Annotated in this window: 14 protein-coding genes; 4 read left to right on the top strand and 10 right to left on the bottom strand. The window is 56.4% G+C overall.

Annotation, left to right across the window (positions count from 1 at the left end; translation table 11 throughout):
- Positions 1-52 precede the first annotated feature (52 nt).
- The 5 genes from ACXADJ_RS14255 to gap all read right to left on the bottom strand — a co-directional run bounded on the left by ACXADJ_RS14255 (position 53) and on the right by gap (position 6,923).
- Positions 53-1,021, bottom strand: coding sequence for an ArsR/SmtB family transcription factor (locus ACXADJ_RS14255; protein WP_475067092.1), 969 nt, complete (start codon positions 1,019-1,021; stop codon positions 53-55).
- Positions 1,022-1,348: 327 nt separating this feature from the next.
- A complete protein-coding gene (locus ACXADJ_RS14250; RefSeq protein ID WP_475067090.1) occupies positions 1,349-3,754 on the bottom strand; it encodes a putative bifunctional diguanylate cyclase/phosphodiesterase in 2,406 nt (801 codons plus the stop codon).
- Positions 3,741-4,274: a heme NO-binding domain-containing protein gene (locus tag ACXADJ_RS14245; RefSeq protein ID WP_475067088.1), complete on the bottom strand. Its 534-nt coding sequence runs from the start codon at positions 4,272-4,274 to the stop codon at positions 3,741-3,743. Before ACXADJ_RS14245 ends, ACXADJ_RS14250 begins: the two co-directional genes overlap by 14 nt.
- A 201-nt stretch (positions 4,275-4,475) precedes the next feature.
- A complete protein-coding gene (gene pyk / locus ACXADJ_RS14240) occupies positions 4,476-5,912 on the bottom strand; it encodes a pyruvate kinase (protein ID WP_475067086.1) in 1,437 nt (478 codons plus the stop codon).
- A 9-nt stretch (positions 5,913-5,921) separates the two neighbouring features.
- A complete protein-coding gene (gap, locus tag ACXADJ_RS14235; protein ID WP_475067084.1) occupies positions 5,922-6,923 on the bottom strand; it encodes a type I glyceraldehyde-3-phosphate dehydrogenase in 1,002 nt (333 codons plus the stop codon).
- Positions 6,924-7,499: 576 nt separating this feature from the next.
- Between gap and edd the strand changes: the two genes are divergently transcribed.
- From edd to ACXADJ_RS14220, 3 genes are all read left to right on the top strand, one after another.
- Positions 7,500-9,392, top strand: coding sequence for a phosphogluconate dehydratase (gene edd / locus ACXADJ_RS14230; RefSeq protein ID WP_475067083.1), 1,893 nt, complete (start codon positions 7,500-7,502; stop codon positions 9,390-9,392).
- Positions 9,392-10,375 (top strand): glucokinase, encoded by a 984-nt coding sequence (locus tag ACXADJ_RS14225; RefSeq protein WP_051218855.1) that lies wholly within the window; start codon positions 9,392-9,394, stop codon positions 10,373-10,375. The genes edd and ACXADJ_RS14225 overlap by 1 nt, the downstream gene beginning before the upstream one ends.
- A 527-nt stretch (positions 10,376-10,902) precedes the next feature.
- The gene (locus ACXADJ_RS14220; RefSeq protein ID WP_475067080.1) at positions 10,903-11,307 is read left to right on the top strand and encodes a hypothetical protein; all 405 of its coding nucleotides are present in this window, start codon (positions 10,903-10,905) and stop codon (positions 11,305-11,307) included.
- A 127-nt stretch (positions 11,308-11,434) separates the two neighbouring features.
- Here ACXADJ_RS14220 and ACXADJ_RS14215 read toward each other — a convergent pair whose 3' ends face one another.
- From ACXADJ_RS14215 to ACXADJ_RS14195, 5 genes are all read right to left on the bottom strand, one after another.
- Positions 11,435-12,961 (bottom strand): hypothetical protein, encoded by a 1,527-nt coding sequence (locus ACXADJ_RS14215; RefSeq protein ID WP_475067078.1) that lies wholly within the window; start codon positions 12,959-12,961, stop codon positions 11,435-11,437.
- Positions 12,962-13,120: 159 nt separating this feature from the next.
- Positions 13,121-13,762: a sarcosine oxidase subunit gamma gene (locus tag ACXADJ_RS14210; protein ID WP_475067076.1), complete on the bottom strand. Its 642-nt coding sequence runs from the start codon at positions 13,760-13,762 to the stop codon at positions 13,121-13,123.
- Entirely contained in the window at positions 13,755-16,793 is a 3,039-nt protein-coding gene (locus ACXADJ_RS14205) for a sarcosine oxidase subunit alpha family protein (RefSeq protein WP_475067074.1), read from the bottom strand. The genes ACXADJ_RS14210 and ACXADJ_RS14205 overlap by 8 nt, the downstream gene beginning before the upstream one ends.
- Positions 16,793-17,098 (bottom strand): sarcosine oxidase subunit delta, encoded by a 306-nt coding sequence (locus ACXADJ_RS14200; protein ID WP_028292379.1) that lies wholly within the window; start codon positions 17,096-17,098, stop codon positions 16,793-16,795. Before ACXADJ_RS14200 ends, ACXADJ_RS14205 begins: the two co-directional genes overlap by 1 nt.
- Before the next feature lie 22 nt (positions 17,099-17,120).
- Positions 17,121-18,377 carry a sarcosine oxidase subunit beta family protein gene (locus ACXADJ_RS14195; RefSeq protein ID WP_028292380.1) on the bottom strand — a complete coding sequence of 419 codons (1,257 nt, stop codon included), beginning with the start codon at positions 18,375-18,377 and terminating at the stop codon, positions 17,121-17,123.
- Between the two features lie 505 nt (positions 18,378-18,882).
- Here ACXADJ_RS14195 and ACXADJ_RS14190 point away from each other — a divergent pair.
- Complete coding sequence (locus ACXADJ_RS14190) at positions 18,883-19,431, top strand: Spy/CpxP family protein refolding chaperone (RefSeq protein WP_475067067.1); 549 nt, start codon at positions 18,883-18,885, stop codon at positions 19,429-19,431.
- Positions 19,432-19,446: the final 15 nt, after the last annotated feature.

Genomic DNA, 19,446 nt, shown 5'->3' with positions numbered 1-19,446 from the left:
TCAAGCCTGATGGATAACGGACTTGATGATAATGGTTCTTATCTTTGTTGCTTTACTGTTGTTGGTAAAACAACCGGAACTGAATCTGGAATCCGTTGCGCAGGCCCAGAAACTGGCTCTGGCCTTCGCTCAGCCCGGCCTCTTCAGCCCAGGCGGTTAAATCTTCCGGCTCGAAGCCAAGCCACAAATCGCCGCAGCTTTCGCGTGCCCAGGTTTGTTCGTGGCGGCACAAATCAGTGACCAGAAAACAGCCGCCGGGCGCCAGTAAGCGGGCGACGTCAGCAAAAATATTCTGCGGTGCGGGCACGTGGTGCAGCACCATGTTGGCGACCATCAGGTCGACTGAACCATTAAATTCCTGATCCAGCGCGGTGGTCTCGCCCAGCACACAGTTAACGTTAGCCAACTGTTGCTGATTTACCTGCTGTTTGGCCCGATTCAGCATGGGCTCGGAAATATCCAGCGCCATAACCTGTTCAAAGCGCTGCGCCAGTGGTGCCAGAAAAGCGCCTTCACCAGGGCCGATTTCCAGTGCCGTGGCGGTGTTGCCGCTGTAATCCTGCACCAGCTTTTCCAGCGTCTCGCCGTACTGCTCGTAAGACGCAATCAAATCCTGTTGCTGCTGGAAGGCCTCGGCGTTGCGGGCGAAAAACTCTTCGCACACTTCCGCCCGGTCGTTCAGCAGCTGTTGCAAACGTTGCTGTACGTCGTTGGCCAGCGGGTTGCGGTCGAGCGCCGAATAGGTGCTTCGCAGCCAGCTGTGCCAGTCGTTCTGGCCGGTCAGCAGCGGCCGACGGTAGAAGATGCTGTTGCCTTCGCGCTGATTACTGACAACGCCGGCTTTGGACAGGATCTTCAGGTGATGACTCATGCTCGATTGCTTGATGTCGAACAGCTCGCACAACTCCAATACGCCAAATGACCCCTTGCCCAGTACTTGCACAATGGCCAGTCGCAGCGGGTCGCCAATGGCTTTGGCCGCTGCGGCAAGTTGGTCTGGAGAAAGCAATGTGTGGGGCATGGCCACCGTCCGTCGGTTACACGGTCATCTTCAAGGTGGCTCATGATAACAGTGAAAAAATCTATATCAATATTTTTTGATATAGGTGTGTAAGCAAGGGTTGCTGAGTGTTGCGGGAAGGTTAAGCTTCGCCCGACATCCGACATCCGACATCCGACATCCGACATCCGACATCCGACACCAGACTTCAGACTTCAGACTTCAGACTTCAGACTTCAGACTTCAGACTTCAGACTTCAGACTTCAGACTTCAGACTTCAGACTTCAGACTTCAGACTTCAGACTTCAGACTTCAGACTTCAGACTTCAGACTTCAGACTTCAGACTTCAGTCGCTCTGCTGCTTCAGCAATTGCAGGAAGTCGTCGAAGGGCATGGGTCTGCCGAACAGGAAGCCCTGGTAGATTTCTACGTCGAGGTCGCGCAACAGTTGCCATTGGCCGTCAGTTTCAACGCCTTCGGCCACCACTTTCATGTCCAGCTGGTGGCTCATGGTGATGATGGCCGAGAGGATTTTGTGGGCGCGCTCATTGGCGTCGGCGTCGATCACAAAACTGCGGTCGATTTTGACGGTGTCCAATGGCATGTCGCGCAGGTAGCTCAGTGAGGAGTAGCCGGTGCCGAAGTCGTCAATGGCGATACGGAAGCCCTTTTTGCGCAGCCGGTTCATGATGGATACCGGGTCGCTGTCGGGTTGCAGGAACACGGATTCGGTGATTTCCAATTCCAGTGCCTTGCAGTCGATCTGTTCGTTGTTGCAGTGGGTTTTGAGTTTCTCGGGCAGAGACGTATCCAGCAATTGCCAGCCAGACAGGTTGATGGCCAGGTGGGCGGCTGGGTCAACGGCAACAATCTGGCGGGCATAACGACAGCCGTTGCGCATCACGGCTTCTGCGAACGCGGCGTTGAGGCCGTTTTGTTCAATCATTGGAATGAACTCAGCCGGTGACACAAAGCCACTGCTCTGTGAGGTCCAGCGGGCCAGCATTTCGCCGCCGACGATGCGTTGGTTTTGGTCGAACTTGGGTTGTACGTGAAAGCTGATTTGGTCTTGCTCAATGGCTTGCGCCAGTTCGGATACCAGACTGGCGCGGTGCATTGCGGCTTTGCCCATGCCCTTGCAGAACGCCTGAATGCGGTTGCGCCCCTGCGCCTTGGCTTCGTACATGGCAGTGTCGGCTTCGCGGATCAGCTGGGTGGCGCCTACTTCGGCGTCGGTGGTTTCAACAATGCCAATGCTGGCCGACAGGCGGATGCTGGCACCATGCAGCCCCATGGGTTCTCGGATGGTTTTGAGTACCGCTGAGGGAATCGGGTCGGCGTCGATGGGATGGCGCTCCGGCCACCAGGCAACCACAAATTCATCGCCACCCCAACGTGCCACCAGGCCGTCTTTGGGGGTGATGCGTTTGAGTCGGCGGGCCTGCGATACCAGCAGCAAGTCGGCGGCAATATGACCAAACTCATCGTTAACGGCCTTGAAGCCATCGAGGTCGACAAACATCACGGCTAATGGTCGCTGCTCGCTGGCCGAGCCAAGCATTCGCTCCAGTTGTTCGTGCAGGGTGCCGCGATTGGGCAGGTTGGTCAGGCCGTCGTGACTGGCCATGTGTTCCAGCGCCTGCTGTGCCTTGTTGCGTTCGCTGAGGTCTCGAAGGGTGATGATGCTGTAGAAGTGACTGGCGTCGTCGGGCTGGAAGTGATTCAGCGAGACTTCCAGTGGTATGCCCGCATCGGTTTTTGGGTCGGTATTCGGGCTGTCATTGGTAGCGCGGGTGCTGCTGGTTTCAAAGGAAATGCTGCCGTGCTCATTAAGGGTGCGCTTGGCAACGTCGACCATGTCGACGAATTCATCCAGACTGCGGCCGTGATAGCGAGCCGGGGTCAGTTTGAATAAATCCTGGAAGCCCTGGTTGGCTTCTTGAATATGGCCGTGCTGGTCGGTAATCACCATGGCATCGCGGCTGCTGGCGAAGGCGCGGGCCATCAGCCGGTAGGATTCCTGGGTGCGGCGGTAATTGGTGATGTCCTTGACGGTGCCAACCGCCCGGGTCGGCGTGCCTTGTTTGTCCCGTTCGACAATGCGGCCGCGCCAATGCAGCCAGCGCCACTGTTGCAGGTCTGGCTGGGTTGTGTCCGGTTGTGCTGTATCTGGCTTGGCGGTATCTGGTTGGGGGGAGTAAGCCCGAGAGGCGTCTGTCGGTGAATGATTTGCCTGTAAGTCGTCCGGACTGGTCGGCTGACGCGGCGCGGTCAGTTGCAGCTCGTGATTTTCCCGTTGGGCAAGGGCGTCTTCCTTGCTTTGGGTGCGGTTCGGATCGCGGGGCAGGCGATAGCGCAGCAGCAGGTCAAACGAGTCGAGCATGTCCGACAGGAACAGCTGCCAATTGGTGATGAATTCCTGGCGGTCGTCCGGGTGGATGCGTTTTACGACCTGAGCGGTGTTGCCCCAGGTGCGGACCACTTCCGAGGCCCCACTGGGATAGCTCATCAGCTCGTAGATTTGCTCGTCGGCGTTCCAATCCCAGATGGATTCGTTGCCAGCCCAGATGGCCAATTCCAGTTTGTTGCGGTCTTTCTTGCCAAGCTCCAGAGCGTCATACAGCTCCAGCGATTTGACGTTCAGCAGTTGCTCTGCGGCCTTGCGGGCTGCGCGTTCCCGTTCGGCTTTGCGCTGCAAGCGCTGTATGTCCTTGGTGAGGTCGGTCATGAACAGGTCGTCAGATGCTGACACGGAACAGCGTCGCTCCATCGTCCAGTGGCTGTTGTTCTATTTGCACCTGCTGGTGGCCAAAGTAGTCGGCGGCACCTTTCATCAGGCCCAGCGCCAGTGGCTGAAGGTTGCGCTCGGAACGGTATTCCATTTCCAGCGAGTGGTCGGTTTTGCTGACGACATTGAATTTCGGCAGCGCTGCATCGGGGTAGAGTTTGTAGACTTCCTTGTGGATATCACCGTCGAGGGTATCGAGCAGGTCGAATAAGGAGTGCTTGTTCACCAGTAACTGCGCGTGGCTTTTGGTGAAGGAGTTGAACAGGTAACTGCCGAAGGCTTCAATCAGGTCGGGCACCGGCATGCCGGTTTTTTGCGACAGCAAGGTGACCAGTGTCACCACTTCCTCGAACGGGTAGTAACCGACGGCGGTGTAGGCGCCACCGTGTTCGAGGTTGGCTTCGTCGAGAATTTCATCGGCCATATCGGGCGAAAATGTCTCTTCGATCATTTCGACCATTTCGGTAAAAATCATTCCCAGCATCAACAAGCTCCCTCGGTTCGGGCCCGGTGTTATCGGTCGACTTTTTATCCTTCCACTATAGAACAGTCAGGCCTGGATGCCAGCCCAAAGGCGGTATTGAACGGCGGGTGTTGCTGCTTTTTTGGCCAAAAAAAGGGAGAGCCATGCTCTCCCTAAATGCCCCGAAGGGCAGCCGTGAAACGTCAAACAGACGAATGAGTATCAGCGCACACGCACAATCTTGAGCATGTCGGTGCCGCCCTGGGCATCGTGGAAATCGCCTTTGGTCATCACCACCAGATCGCCGCTGCTGACTTCGCCAACTTCTTTCAAAAGCTCAATGGCTTTTGGGTTCACCTGTTCCGGTGGCAGTTGGTCGGAGTAGAACGGGATGGTTTGCACACCGCGGTACAAGGCCACACGGTTCTGGGTGGCTTCATTGCGACAGTAGGCGTAAATCGGCAAATGCGAGCGCAAGCGCGACATCAGCCGTGGCGTGGCACCGCTTTCGGTCAGGCAGATCACCGCCTTCACACCAACCAGGTGGTTGGCAGCGTACATGGCCGACATCGCAATGGTTTCATCGATGTCGTGGAAGTCCTTGTGCAGGCGGTGATGGGAGCGCTTGTTGATCGGCTGCTTCTCGGCACCAATGATCACCCGGCTCATGGCTTCCACTGCTTCTACCGGGTAGTCACCGGCGGCGGTTTCCGCGGACAGCATCACCGCGTCGGTGCAGTCCAGTACCGCGTTGGCAACGTCGGACACTTCAGCGCGGGTTGGCATTGGGCTGGAAATCATCGACTCCATCATCTGGGTGGCGGTGATCACGGTACGGTTGAGTTGACGTGAGCGCTTGATGATCTTCTTCTGCACGCCGACCAGTTCGGCATCGCCAATTTCCACGGCCAGATCGCCACGGGCAACCATCACGGCGTCGGACGCCAGAATGATGCCGTCGAGGGTGTCGTCATCGGCAACGCATTCAGCACGTTCAATTTTCGACACCAGATGCGCATGACCGCCAGCCGCCTGCAGCAGCTCGCGGGCTTCGTTCATGTCGGCTGCATCACGAGGGAAGGACACCGCCAGATAATCTACACCAAGTGACGCCGCCAGCTTGATGTCCTGCTTGTCCTTATCGGTCAGCGCCTTGGCTGACAGGCCGCCGCCCTGACGGTTGATGCCCTTGTTATTGGACAGCCAGCCACCCACTTTCACCACGGTATCGAGTTTTTGCGGGTGCGTAGCGGTGACTTCCAATACCACGCGCCCATCGTCCAGCAGCAGAATGTCGCCAACGCTGGCGTCTTCAATCAGCTGCTTGTAGTCGATGCCGACCTGATCCTTGTCGCCGGCTTCGTTGCCTAATGTGGCGTCAAGGGCGAAAGCCTGGCCAATATCCAGATGGACTTTTTTGTCGGCAAAGCGGGCGATGCGAATTTTCGGGCCTTGCAGATCGCCCAGAATGGCAACAAAACGGCCTTGCTTACGAGCCGCTTCACGCACCATGTCGGCGCGCTGACGGTGGTCGTCAGCTTCGCCGTGGGAGAAGTTCAGGCGCACCACGTCGGCACCGGCGGCAATCAACGCTTCCAGTTTTTCCGGAGTGTTGGTGGCCGGGCCCAGAGTGGCAACAATTTTGGTTCTGCGGAGCATGGAAGCCTCTTACTTGGCGTTAATCAGTGCCAGCGTATTGTCCAGCATTCGGTTCGAGAAACCCCATTCGTTGTCGTACCAGGCCATTACTTTTACGAGTCGGCCGGACACCTTGGTCTGGCTGCCGTCGAAGATGGACGAGCGAGGGTCGTGGTTGAAGTCGATCGATACCAGCGGCGCTTCGTTATAGCCCAATACAGGTGACTGCGCTGCCGCAGCTTTCATCATGGCGTTGACTTCTTCCACCGTGGTTGGGCGCTCGGCAATAAAGCTCAGGTCGACCAGTGACACATTGATGGTCGGTACACGCACGGCCATGCCGTCGAATTTACCTGCCAGTTCCGGCAGTACCAGACCGACGGCGGCAGCAGCACCGGTTTTGGTCGGGATCATGGACTGGGTAGCAGAACGGGCACGGTACAGGTCGGAGTGGTACACGTCGGACAGGTTCTGGTCGTTGGTGTAGGCGTGAATGGTGGTCATCAGACCGCTCTCAATGCCCACTTCGCGTTGCAGTACCTGGGCCACCGGTGACAAACAGTTGGTGGTGCAGGAGGCGTTGGAAATGATCTGGTGGTCGCGGGTCAATACATCGTCGTTGACGCCGTACACCACGGTGGCGTCTACCTCTTTACCAGGCGCCGAGATGATGACCTTTTTGGCGCCGGCGGTGAGGTGTTTGGCAGCGCTGTCACGACTGGTGAAAATACCGGTGCATTCGTACACCACATCGACCTTGTTGTCGGCCCATGGCAGTTCTGCCGGGTCACGAACGGCGCTGACGGCAATGCGGTCGCCATTGATGGTGATGCTGTGGTCGTCGGCGCTGACGTCGCCGTTAAAGCGGCCATGCACACTGTCGTACTGGAACAGGTGGGCGTTGGTGGCAGGGGGGGCCAGGTCGTTGATGGCAACCACTTCGATGCGGTCACGGTAGTTGTTTTCGTACAGGGCGCGCAAAACGTTGCGGCCGATGCGTCCAAAACCGTTGATGGCTACGCGAATAGTCATAGTGTGCCTCGAGATTCTTATATTTGATTCTTATTGATGAAGGAAATGACCAACACAAGCGCTGCTATCGGGTCGTGATCAGTGCTTGCCGAAGGAAATTATCGCTTCGTTATTTTTCGTAAAAATTACACTCGATCTTGGTTGTGTCAAGATGATTAGCTAGGATATGGCACGTTTTGTTTGTAAACTTACATAAAAACATCGGTAGAAAAGCCGGGAATTCACCATGTCAGAGCGTACTTGTCAGATTCGGAAACATTTTTTTGGGTGAAAGTTTCGAATAAATTCGGGAAAATGACAGCGTTGTCATAGTCGAATTTGTACAACTCGTTCGTGAATGAAGAGCTAAATACCGGAATTTGAAGGCATCGCAGAAGCCGAACTCCCAAGCCTGAGCGACAATGAAATCAATGCTGTTGCTCGTTGTTGGAAGTAAAAGGCTGCTGCTGTGCCGAGCCGATTGAAGCGGGATGTTCCATTGCCGGAGCCATGCTTTAATCGAAACGGGCCTGCCGCAGGCAACCGTGAACACCGACAACTACAAAAATCTGAAAATCCGAAAAGTGAGGAGGCTCCATGCATCCCGTCGTCGACCAGGTCACTCAGCGCATCATTGAGCGCAGCAAGGCCACTCGTTCAGCGTATCTCGCTCAAATGCGCGCAGCAGAAGAGCAGGGGGTTCACCGTGCGACCCTGTCCTGTGGCAATCTGGCTCATGGTTTTGCCGCCTGTAATGCCGAAGACAAAGACGTGTTGAAAATGGTCAACCAGGTCAACGTGGCCATGGTGTCTGCCTACAACGACATGCTATCTGCCCATCAGCCGTTTGAAACCTACCCGGATTTGATTCGTGCTGCGGTTCGTGAAATGGGCTCGGTGGCCCAGTTTGCTGGTGGCGTCCCGGCCATGTGTGACGGTGTGACCCAGGGTCAGCCTGGCATGGAATTGTCGCTGTTCAGCCGTGATGTGATTGCCATGGCGACGGCGGTATCGCTGTCTCACAATATGTTTGACTCCGCCCTGTATCTGGGTGTGTGCGACAAGATCGTACCGGGCTTGTTGATGGGCGCCTTGCGCTTCGGTCATTTGCCAACCGTGTTTGTACCGGCAGGACCAATGCAGTCCGGTTTGCCGAACAAGGAAAAGGCCCGTATCCGTCAGGAATACGCCCAAGGCAAGGTTGGCCGCGACGAGCTGCTGCAATGTGAGTCCGACTCTTACCACAGTGCCGGTACCTGTACTTTCTACGGCACCGCCAACTCCAACCAGATGATGGTGGAGATGATGGGGCTGCATCTGCCGGGTTCTTCGTTTGTGAATCCGGGCACCGAGCTGCGTGACGAGCTGACCAAATACGCTTCCCAGCAAGCGGTTCGTCTGACGGCTCAAAACGGCCGCTTCACGCCGCTGTACGAAATCGTCGATGAAAAATCCCTGGTGAACGCCATTGTCGCTTTGCTGGCAACCGGTGGCTCCACCAACCACACCATGCACATCATCGCCATTGCTGCTTCGGCGGGCGTCATCATCAACTGGCAGGACTTCTCTGACCTGTCCGATGTGGTGCCACTGCTGGCCCGTGTTTATCCAAACGGTGAAGCCGACATTAACCACTTCCACGCTGCCGGTGGAGTGGGTTATGTGGTGCGCGAACTGTTGGGCGCCGGTTACCTGCACAACGACGTGATGACCATCATGGGTCATGGCCTGTCCCGCTACACCCAGGAGCCATTCATTGAAGATGGCAAACTGGTATGGCGCGAAGGCACCGAAACCTCTCTCGACGACAAAATTCTACGTCCAGCCGCTGATCCGTTTTCCCCCAACGGTGGCCTGAAACTGATGAAAGGCAACCTTGGCCGTGGTGTGATCAAGGTGTCTGCGGTTGCCGAAGCAAACCGCATTGTGGAAGCCCCGGCCATCGTCTTTGAAGACCAGGACGACGTTGCCGATGCCTTCAAACGTGGTGAGCTGGAAAAAGATTTCATTGCCGTGGTGCGCTATCAGGGCCCGAATGCCCTTGGTATGCCAGAGCTGCATAAGCTGACGCCGTATCTGGGTTCCTTGCAGGACAAGGGATTCAAGGTGGCGCTGGTAACCGACGGCCGTATGTCCGGTGCCTCCGGCAAAGTGCCTGCCGCCATTCACGTTTGTCCGGAAGCCCGTTTGGGTGGCCCGTTGGCGCACGTGCAAGACGGCGACATCATCCGTTTGAACGGCAATACCGGTGAACTGACACTCGTTAGCGACGACGACAGCTGGCTGCAACGCCCGGCGTCCGAGCCCGCGGTGGTCAAACAACACGGTATGGGCATGGGCCGCGAACTGTTTGCGCCCATGCGCCAGCAGGTGAACGAAGCGGAACAAGGTGCCACGGTATTCAATTTCTTTCAGGACGTAGCCCCCGTGTGCGATGAGGTACACGGTAATCCATCTGAAGCAGGTCGTAACAAGGAGATTGAAGCCTGATGAGCCCGCAGCAACACATCACCAGTGAACGCGTACTGGTAGGCGATATCGGCGGCACCAACGCCCGCTTTGCATTGGTTAAACCGGGCTCCGTTGAGCTGACCAATGTCCTTACGCTGGCCACTGCCGATTTCCCCAACATCGATGCCGCTATTCGCTGTTATCTGGAAGAAACCGGTGCCGAAAAGGTCAAGCGTGCCTGTCTGGCGTTGGCCTGTCCGGTGGAAGGCGACACCATCAACATGACCAATAACCACTGGCAGTTTAACCGTCAGGAGTTGATCAACACGCTGGAGCTGGATCAGCTCAAGCTGGTGAACGACTTCACCGCCATGGCGCTGGGCATGTTGAACCTGAAAGACGACGAGCTGGTGGAAGTTCACGCCGGTACCTGTATGGAACACGCACCGCGTTTGGTGATTGGTCCGGGCACCGGTCTGGGTGTTGGCGGTCTGATTCCAGCCGAAAAAGACTGGTACCCACTGTCCAGTGAAGGTGGCCACGTCAGCTTTGCGCCGAACGGCGAAGAAGAAATGGCCATTCTGACCGGCTTCTTCAAGCGCTATAAGCGGGTTTCGGTTGAGCGCATTTTGTCTGGTGGCGGTTTGCTGGAGCTGTATCAGGTGCTGGCGGAATTGCGTGGCGAGAAGCCGGTGTGTGAATCGCCAGCAGACGTCAGCGCACAGGCGCTGGAGGACCCGAATTCGCTGGGTTATGCGGCGCTGGATCGTTTCTTCCGGATTCTGGCTTCCGTGGTTGGCGATCAGGTGCTGACACTGGGTGCCCGTGGTGGCGTTTACCTCTGTGGTGGCATTTTGCCACGGGTACGCGAACTGCTGCTGAGCAGTGAATTCTCTGCCCATATGACCAACAAGGGGCGTTTCTTCAGCTACCTGAACGCCGTGCCTGTGTGGCTGTGTGTGGCAGAAAACCCGGGTCTGGTTGGCGCTGCGGCGGCGATTGATAATCAGGAAGTCTGGTAAACGCCAGACCAGCCGACGATGACACAGCCTTGCTGTGTCATCGAACAGGTTGTTCCACCGGAACAGCCTGTGTTTTACATAACGTATCGAACTTCCTGTCTGAATTTCTTTCCATACTCCTCAAGGCTCCTTGGAATCATCTGCCACAAGGCGAGCGTGAGCTGGCAATGACGTGTGGGCAATAAACAGCGCTGAAATGCGGAATTGATGCACATTTGTTCAAAAGAGGCATTGGGTCGGTCATTACGAATATGCATAATGCGCCGCCCGATGAGTCTGTCTGCTTTTAGCGATGTTCAAAAGCAGGTCATGCTGGCCATTTGGTAACTGGCAAATGCGACTTTGCTGTTCAATTTGTGAACAGAATCTCGCTTCTGTGCCAGTGGAAGGACTAGCCTTATTAATAGTCCTGCAGTCAGTGTGAGTCTTTTTGGCAATCCCTAACGACACATCCTTGTGAATGCGATCGTCGGGCAATGGATTTCTCGGTTGGGCATTTTGTATAGGCGTTTGTCGAGGGGGCAAACATGAAAAAACAACTGATGTTCTTCGCCGTAGCCGGTTTGCTGGTTACGTTTGCAGAAGCTTTTGGTATCGACTGGTGGTCGGTACCGCTACTACAGGTGTCGGTCAGCACTGCGGGCGCTATTCTGGCGGCCGTGCTGGCAACCACCTGGTGGGCGCGTCGCAAGCGTGTGGTTCACCACTTGCGATTGAACCGATTCACTCGTGAAATGTTCCTGTCTGCATCCCATATTGCTGCTGGCTTGGCCAGTGTGCTGTTCGGCTGTGCCGTTGGCTCGTCGTTGGTGGGCTGGGTAGAAGGCAGCACCACGGGGCAAATCTTTGCGGTGATTGGTTGGACTGGGGTGGTCGCTATGATCATCGCTTCCCTGATCTTCCGTAACGAGCTGCACCGCATCCGCGTGTAGTTCAAACCCGGGCACTGAAGCCCACCACGGCGCGGTGGGCTTCAGCGTTTGCTCGTTCTCGTTTTTCCTCTTTCTGTTCCGCTGTATTCCTTTTCCACCCTGTTTATTACTCCATACCAATTTGCGTTTATTGGCTTCCACCCAGACTGTGCGCGGCAGGCAGGGGATCGTAAGACAGTGGCAGCCCGGTTTGTTCGCTTAGCTGGGTCATTCGATTGAGCGCCTGCTCACGGCCTTTGATGGCAAATTCCAGACTCAAATCCTTGCCGCTGCGTGTGCGCAGGGCCAACTGATAGTACTCGGTCATGCGGCCGTTGGTGGTACTGCTGCCACCGCTAACCAGATGCAGACGATCCAGCTGCTGACGCTGCCAGACGGTCGGAGTTTTAGGCTTGCCGATCACTACTCGGGTGTGGGTGACGGTATCGGCGTTGATTTCGGTGTGGTAGCGAGTGACCGCTGAACGCAATCCAAAGACAGCAATCAACGCGCCAACCGGGGTAAATACCAGCGGGAAGATCGCTGGTGCGTCGTCAACAAACATCATCACCACGCCAATGATGGCGAACACGAAGCCGACCAACCCAAACACCCAGCTCAGTTTCGGCAAACCGCTGTCCAGCTTGATGGGCAAAGCATGGGCGTTGAAGGGATGGGTGACAGGCGGATGTTCGCTGATGAACTCTGTATCCAGGCCCAATTCGCTGTCCATGACGGCTTCTCGCTGAGGGCTGCTATTGGCCGTTGGATCACTCGGTTGAATGTCCTCAAGGGGCTCGGTGGGTTTGAACACCGGGATTTCAAAGGTATTGCTATAGTCGCCATCGGTACTGGTGATTTTCAGCTGGTACCAATATCCGTTGCGCGAGCCATGACGGGATTGCGGAAAGCCCTGTGGCACCTTGAAGCTGAACCCCACCTTTTGGCCCACCGCACTTAGCTCGGTGCTGGCATCTACCTGTTGTTCAGACACCAAGGCGGTATGGGTGCGGCGGTCTTTGCCGGAGCCGGAGGTGGTGGTTTTCATTAACTGCAACGAGGCCTGATAACGACGGCTCATCAGCTCAGATGGCGAGCCCTGAGCGGCCAGGATGTCCAGTGTGCCAGCCACCAAGCCGCCAATCTGGCCGGGGAAGGGTGACAGTTGCACACTGTCCTGTGGGGTAGTGCGGTAGCGGTACTGGGCTCGAATGCCTCGAAGCAGGATCACCAACGCTGCTGCTGGCAACAGGTACACCAGCAGATGGGCGACCTCGCCCTGTTGCAGGGTATTGGCTATGTCTGTGGGTGCCACGGTTGCGGCACTGAAAGTCCCGGTGAATAACAGCAAAAAGCCGCCGCCGAATATCCCCAGAAGACCGGGGCTGACGTTACTTTTGATGCGGTTATCGCGCCACTTTTCCTGCGCCAAAGCCTGCTCCAGTGGCGTTTGCTGCTTGCCAGACTGTTTGCTTGCCTTGGCTATCTTCAGCACTGGTCCCAGTAAAAACAGGCCTATAAACACCACGGCAAATCCGATGAATGGCAAGTCGCGGCTGTCGCTTGGGTCCAGGCTGTTCAGCATGGGCAGCAGAGGATCGAGCATCCCGCTGACAATCAGGAAGATCACCAGACTGGCGACAATGACGAGCTGGCGAATAATGGCTTTTTGCATGACGACCCATCCGTTGAGTTTTGCACAGCATAACAAAACCGCTGCTCAGAACTGTGATTGGGGCACAACGCTGGCCCGTCAGGTGTCAGACTCCTGCTGCAAACCGCAGGCAAAAAAATGGCCAGTCAAAGACTGGCCATCGAGGGTGCGGTAATGCGGTTAGCCCTGCCAGGCAAAGCCGTATTCCGCCGCTGCGTCCTGAATCCAGGCGGCTACGTAGTCGGCGAAAGAACGACGCACCACCAGTTCAAACTCCTGCTCACCCAGACGACGCAGGGTACAGCCGGTTTTGGCGAAGTTGGTGTTAACCACCTTGCCAACCGGGAAGTTGCTGATGTGGATATCGTAGTGCACGGACTTGTGCAGTACGTTTTCCGCATTTTCACCGCTCAGCACCAGCAGGGTCTGGCCGCCAGACTCGTTCACTACCTGATAGTGACCTGTCAGGGTTTCTCGCAGGCTGGTTTCCAGTGCGAACGCAGCTGCACCTGGCATGGTGATCAGCCAGGTGTCCGGAGACAACCAGCGCACCACGTACTCACCGCTTTCCGCGCTGCTCAGCTTACCCGGCAGTTCCGTGCCCAGCACCTTGGCGGCACCAGACAGGAAGGCGTCGTCGGTTGGCTTGCCGCGCAGAATGATATGACCCATGAAGGCCAGCTCTTTGGCAAACACGGTAGCGTTGTTGCTGTTGACGCGTTTGACGTTCACCATCGGACTTTCAGCCTTGCTGTTGTCGGAGGCGAACTGGTTCATGACGGCGCAGTCGTTCATCACGATGACTTGAGTGATATCAGACATTCTGGCGGTCTCCTTTTGGATCGTAGAATACCGGGCTGCAGATCTCTGCTTCGATCACTGAGCCGTCCATTGTTGGGTAGTACACGGTTTCGCCCATGCGGTTGAAGCCGTCCTTGATCATGCCCAGCGCGATGCTGCGGCCCAGCACGGCACTGTAGTAGCTGGACGTAATGTGTCCCTGAACCACGTTGGAGCCTTGCTTGTAGTTGCGCTCGTTAACCGCGGCAGCACCCTCAACCAGAACCACTTTAGGGTCCTTGGTCTTGATACCGACCAGTTCCTTGCGGTTGGCACGGGTTGGGTCGGTACGGTTCATACCGCGCTTACCGATGAAGCTGAATGGCTTGTTCATGGAAACTGCCCAGCTCATGCCCAGATCCTGCGGCGTCACAGAGCCGTCAGTATCCTGACCGGCAATGATGAAGCCTTTTTCAGCACGCAGTACGTGCATGGTTTCGGTTCCGTATGGCGTGATGTTGTACTGCGCACCCACTTCCATCAGCTTCTTCCATACCTGCAAACCGTAGTTGGCCGGTACGTTGATCTCGTAGCTCAGTTCGCCGGTGAAAGAGATACGGAATACACGAGCCGGGATACCGTCAACCTTGCCCTGACGCCAGTCCATGAACTTGAAGGCTTCTTTATCGAGATCGATACCTTCGCTCACCTGTTCCAGCAGCTTACGGCTGTTAGGACCAGAGATGGTCATGGTGGCCCAGTGGTCAGTCACGGAGGTCATGAAGACTTCCAGTTCTGGCCATTCGGTCTGATGGTACAGCTCCAGCCATTCCAGTACGTGCGCGGCACCGCCGGAAGTGGTGGTCATCAGGAAGTGGTTTTCGGCCAGACAGGAAGTCACACCGTCGTCAAATACCATGCCGTCTTCGCCACACATCAGGCCGTAACGGCACTTGCCTACCGCCAGCTTGGCCCAGGCGTTGGTGTACACACGACCGAGGAATTCACGTGCATCCTTACCCTGAATGTCGATCTTGCCCAGAGTAGATGCGTCCAGAATACCCACGCTTTCACGGGTCGCCAGACATTCACGATCCAGTGCCTGTTGCATGGTTTCACCCGGCTTAGGGTAGTACCACGGACGCTTCCACTGGCCCACGTCTTCAAACAGTGCGCCGTTGGCTTCGTGCCAGGATTGCATGGCGGTGTAGCGCTTCGGATCGAACAGCTCACCGGCGTTACGGCCAGCAATGGCGCCGAACGCGATTGGGGTGTAGTTCGGACGGAATACGGTCGTACCGACTTCAGGAATGGTGGCACCACGAACCTGAGCGGCAATGGCCATACCGTTGATGTTACCCAGTTTGCCCTGATCGGTACCGAAGCCCAGCGCGGTGTAACGCTTGACGTGTTCGATGGACTCGAAGCCTTCACGTACGGCTAGCTCGATACCACCTGCGGTTACGTCGTTCTGGTAGTCAACAAACTGCTTTGGCGCACGGCTGAATGGCTTCTCGTGAGGAGCCACAAACAGTGCCATTGGCGCAGATACCTTGACCGCGTTGGTCTGGTAGCTGGCGCGTGGGGTGTCTGGCGTGAAACCGGCAGACCTGGCGGCGTTTTCACCGGCCGCCTGACCGTCGGTCAGACACGCACCCAGCTCGTAGTTGCCGGAAATACCACCCACATACAGACGGTTTTCGTAGCAGTCGCCCGGTACGAAACCGATGATCTTGTCGTCCCACTGTGGACGGGTGCCAGAGTGACAGGACAGGTGAACTACCGGGCTCCAACCGCCGGAAGTGGCGATGGTGTCACAGCTGATGTCGAGCTTGTCGCCGATCAGTTTCTTGCCGTCAGGGCTGACTGCGCCAACCTTGGCCGCTTTCACACGGGTCTGGCCTTTGGCGTCGTATACCACGGAGCCAAAGATGATCTTGATGCCCAGCTGGCGTGCTTCTTCAACACGGTCGCCATCGGCACCCGGACGGGAATCCACAATTGCAGCCACGTCGCGACCGGCTTTCTTCCACGCGATGGCGGCTTCGTAGCCGTCGTCGTTGGCGGTACCAACCACCAGAGTCTTGCCTGGCACCACACCGTAGCGGTTGATGTAGGTTGCTACAGCAGAAGCACCCATTACGCCCGGAACATCGTTGTTGGCGAATACGATTGGACGCTCTTGCGCACCGGTAGCCAGAATCACGCAGTGCGCGCGAACCTTGTGCATACGGTGACGTGCCATCTGGACGCCATCGACGGTCGGAGCACGGTCGCCCAGGTGGTCGGTCAGACGCTCATGAATGGTCAGGAAGTTGTGATCGTGCAGGCCGTTTACAGTAGCGCGTGGCAGCAGTACCACGTTGTTGTTGCCCGCCAGTTCCGCAACCACTTCGGTCACCCACTCAGCCGCAGGCTTGCCGTTGATGGTTTCTGCGCTGTGCAGCAGTGAACCACCGAACTCTTCCTGTTCGTCGGCCAGAATCACGCGAGCACCGGAGCTTGCTGCCGCACGCGCCGCCGCCAGACCCGCAGGGCCGGAACCCACAACCACGACGTCGGCGTGACGGTTCATGGCGTCATAGATGTCGACGTCCTTCTCTTTTGGTGCCTTGCCCAGACCCGCCGCTTTACGAATGTATTTTTCGTAGATTGGCCACATGCCGGCAGGACCCATGAAGGTCTTGTAGTAGAAGCCCGGAGGCATCATCTTGCCGCCGATCTTGCCAACGTAGGACATCAGGTCGAAGTCCACATTTGGCCAACCAGCCACAGCAGAACAAGTCAGACCGTTGAACAACGCTTGTTGGGTCGCACGGACGTTAGGCACCTGGGTGGCTTCAGTGGCACCAACCTGCATTACTGCGTTTGGTTCTTCTGCGCCAGCAGCCACGATGCCGCGAGGACGGCTGTATTTGAAGCTTCGACCAATGATGTCGACGCCGTTGGCCAGCAGTGCAGAGGCCAGGGTATCACCCTCGTAACCTGTGAACTGCTTGCCGTTGTAGGTGAAGGACAGCGGCTTGCCGCGATTGATGCGACCGCCAGCCTGGGTACGGTTAACTTGTGCCATCACGCTTTTCCTTCTTTGTTCACATCCAGCACAGGCTGTGGTGCGGTGCCCAACAGGTAGCTCTGCTCGATCTTGTAGGTAATGGTGTTACGGCTGACGTTAAAGAACTTGCCGCAGCCCGCAGAGTGATGCCAAAGCTCCTGGTGCTGACCCTTGGTGTTCTTGCGGAAAAAGATAAAGTTGGCCCATTCCTGCTCGGAACAGTTATCCGGATCCAGAGGGCGGGCAATGTGTGCCTGGCCCTTGCAGTGGAACTCTTCCTCTTCGCGGTATTCGCAGCAGTGAGGACAATAAATATGCAACATGATGATTTCCTCTCAGACTGGATTAGTGAGCAACACCGGCGGCGCCGTGTTCATCGATCAGAGCGCCGGTAACAAAGCGGTCCATGCTGAATGGAGCAGCCAGATCACCCGGTTTGCCCTGTGCCAGCGTTTCAGCGAAGGCCCAGCCGGAACCCGGAGTCCCTTTGAAGCCGCCAGTACCCCAGCCACAGTTCATGAACATGTTCTTCACTGGCGTGGTGCCAATGATTGGACAGGCGTCAGGGGTGGTATCCACGATGCCGCCCCACTGGCGGTTCATGCGAACACGGCTGGTGCACGGGAACATCTCAACGATGGCCTGAATTGTGTGCTCAATAATCGGGTAGGAACCGCGCTGACCGTAGCCAACCCAGCCGTCGATACCGGCACCAATAACAAGGTCACCCTTGTCAGACTGGGACATGTAGCCGTGTACGTGGTTGGACATGACAACGGTGTCCAGGAATGGCTTGATAGGCTCGGAAACCAGCGCCTGCAGCGGGTGAGATTCAACCGGCATTTCGAAACCTGCCATACGAGCCATCTCACCGGAGTTACCGGCAGCAACACAACCAACGCGATCGGCACGGATTTCACCGTATTGCTTGGTTTTCACACCGCGAATGGTGTTGGAACCGTCGATGATCATTCCGGTTACTTCGCAGTTCTGGATCAGGTGGACACCCAGCGCAGAAGCGGCACGAGCGTAACCCCAGGCAACGGCATCGTGACGGGCGTTACCGGCACGGCGCTGAACGGATGCGCCCATGATCGGGTAGCGGGCCCCGGCGGAGCAGTCCAGCGTCGGGATTTCTTTTTGCAGCTGTTCGGCCGTCAGCATTTCGTTGTCGACGCCCTGGATCTGGTTGGCGTGAACCAGACGCTCATTGGCGCGCATGTCACCCAGAGTGTGACAGGTGTGGTAAACACCACGCTGGGAGAACATGACGTTGTAGTTCAGGTCCTGCGACAGGCCTTCCCACAGTTTCATGCTGTGCTCGTACAGGGCTGCGGATTCATCCCACAGGTAGTTGGAACGAACAATCGTGGTGTTACGAGCGATGTTACCGCCTGCCAGATGGTTCTTTTCCAGTACCGCAACGTTAGTGATGCCGTGAACCTTGGCCAGGTAATAAGCAGTCGCCAGACCATGGCCGCCAGCACCAACAATAATAATGTCGTACTTTTTGTTCGGCGTTGGATTGGCCCACTGTCGCTCCCAGTTTTCGTGGTGGCTGAGTGAATGTTTCACCAGCGACAAGCCGGAATATTTTTCCATCGCTCTGGTTTCCTCAATAGGTGGTAAATAACGCTGCGTGGGCCGCAACCCGGTTGCTGTGAGGGGCGCTCGGGGATTTTTCCCTTTACTGCCATGGGCGTATTTAGCCGCCTTTGCGGAGAGGGCGTTTTTCAAAACGCGACATGGATATGCCTTTTTGGGCAATGACTGGAATTGTCACCACTGCGACAAGTGACCGTTGCTGTCATCAAGGGACTGGCGAGGGGATAAAACAAAAACGCGATGGAGCCGCAGTGGGCCTGTGTTCTGAACGGCTGTTTGGCGTGTCGCTTGGGTCAACGTAAAGGCACACAAGTTCCGCCAGGGATGTTGGCATTCGTCATGACTGCAAAGTCGCTGTGGGTCATGGTCACAAAGCGTAAAACCTGAATGGTTGGGTGCAGTAACTGGCGAAAGAGGCTCTCAAAGCAACCATGAGCGGGCAACACCGCCCATCCTGAAAGCTCACATTCGCAAAACGCGACACGCGTATAAGGAGTCTGTTATGAACACTTCAAACAGCCCGGTAACAAACGGCCATAGCGCCAGCAGCACAATCCATCAGGCCTCTGCTGGTAAGAAAACATTACTGATAGGAATGATGGCTGCGGCCTTGGCGGCAGCTCCGGCATTGGCAACAGCGGGTGAAGTAGAGCCGCAACATCACGACTACGTCCCCAAGGTTGCTCAACAGGATCAGAACCAGGCGTCTGACAAGATGGCTCCGAAAAATGTGCTGGTGGTCGAAACCGAAACCTTTGGCCCAGTGTCGGGCAACCCGACTGCCGGTTTGGGCTTGACTGACCAACAGGTCAACAAGATCACGGAAATCAACGATCAGGCCCGCAAAGAGATGTGGCGTCTGAAAGGTGCCGAAATGGAAGCGCAAATAAACCTGCGCGACTTGCGAGCAGATGACGATTTTGATGCCCATGCCATTATGAAAGCCAATCACACACTGGCGGCAGTGCATGAAAAAATGGTCAACGTGCGCAGCGATGCCCAAACCCGCATTTATGACGTTCTGACACCCGAACAACGAGCGATGATCTAACCTCATAGGTGTGAG

Source organism: Oceanobacter sp. ABM4_470, assembly GCF_056158645.1.
The sequence above is the reverse complement of the archived record's forward strand: the minus strand, read 5'-3'. Positions and strand labels throughout refer to the sequence as shown.

Coding starts and splice junctions, on each gene's coding strand:
- ACXADJ_RS14255 (WP_475067092.1), bottom strand. CDS start 1,021: ATGCCCCACACATTGCTTTCTCCAGACCAACTTGCCGCAGCGGCCAAA.
- ACXADJ_RS14245 (WP_475067088.1), bottom strand. CDS start 4,274: ATGCTGGGAATGATTTTTACCGAAATGGTCGAAATGATCGAAGAGACA.
- pyk (WP_475067086.1), bottom strand. CDS start 5,912: ATGCTCCGCAGAACCAAAATTGTTGCCACTCTGGGCCCGGCCACCAAC.
- gap (WP_475067084.1), bottom strand. CDS start 6,923: ATGACTATTCGCGTAGCCATCAACGGTTTTGGACGCATCGGCCGCAAC.
- edd (WP_475067083.1), top strand. CDS start 7,500: ATGCATCCCGTCGTCGACCAGGTCACTCAGCGCATCATTGAGCGCAGC.
- ACXADJ_RS14225 (WP_051218855.1), top strand. CDS start 9,392: ATGAGCCCGCAGCAACACATCACCAGTGAACGCGTACTGGTAGGCGAT.
- ACXADJ_RS14220 (WP_475067080.1), top strand. CDS start 10,903: ATGAAAAAACAACTGATGTTCTTCGCCGTAGCCGGTTTGCTGGTTACG.
- ACXADJ_RS14215 (WP_475067078.1), bottom strand. CDS start 12,961: ATGCAAAAAGCCATTATTCGCCAGCTCGTCATTGTCGCCAGTCTGGTG.
- ACXADJ_RS14210 (WP_475067076.1), bottom strand. CDS start 13,762: ATGTCTGATATCACTCAAGTCATCGTGATGAACGACTGCGCCGTCATG.
- ACXADJ_RS14205 (WP_475067074.1), bottom strand. CDS start 16,793: ATGGCACAAGTTAACCGTACCCAGGCTGGCGGTCGCATCAATCGCGGC.
- ACXADJ_RS14200 (WP_028292379.1), bottom strand. CDS start 17,098: ATGTTGCATATTTATTGTCCTCACTGCTGCGAATACCGCGAAGAGGAA.
- ACXADJ_RS14195 (WP_028292380.1), bottom strand. CDS start 18,377: ATGGAAAAATATTCCGGCTTGTCGCTGGTGAAACATTCACTCAGCCAC.
- ACXADJ_RS14190 (WP_475067067.1), top strand. CDS start 18,883: ATGAACACTTCAAACAGCCCGGTAACAAACGGCCATAGCGCCAGCAGC.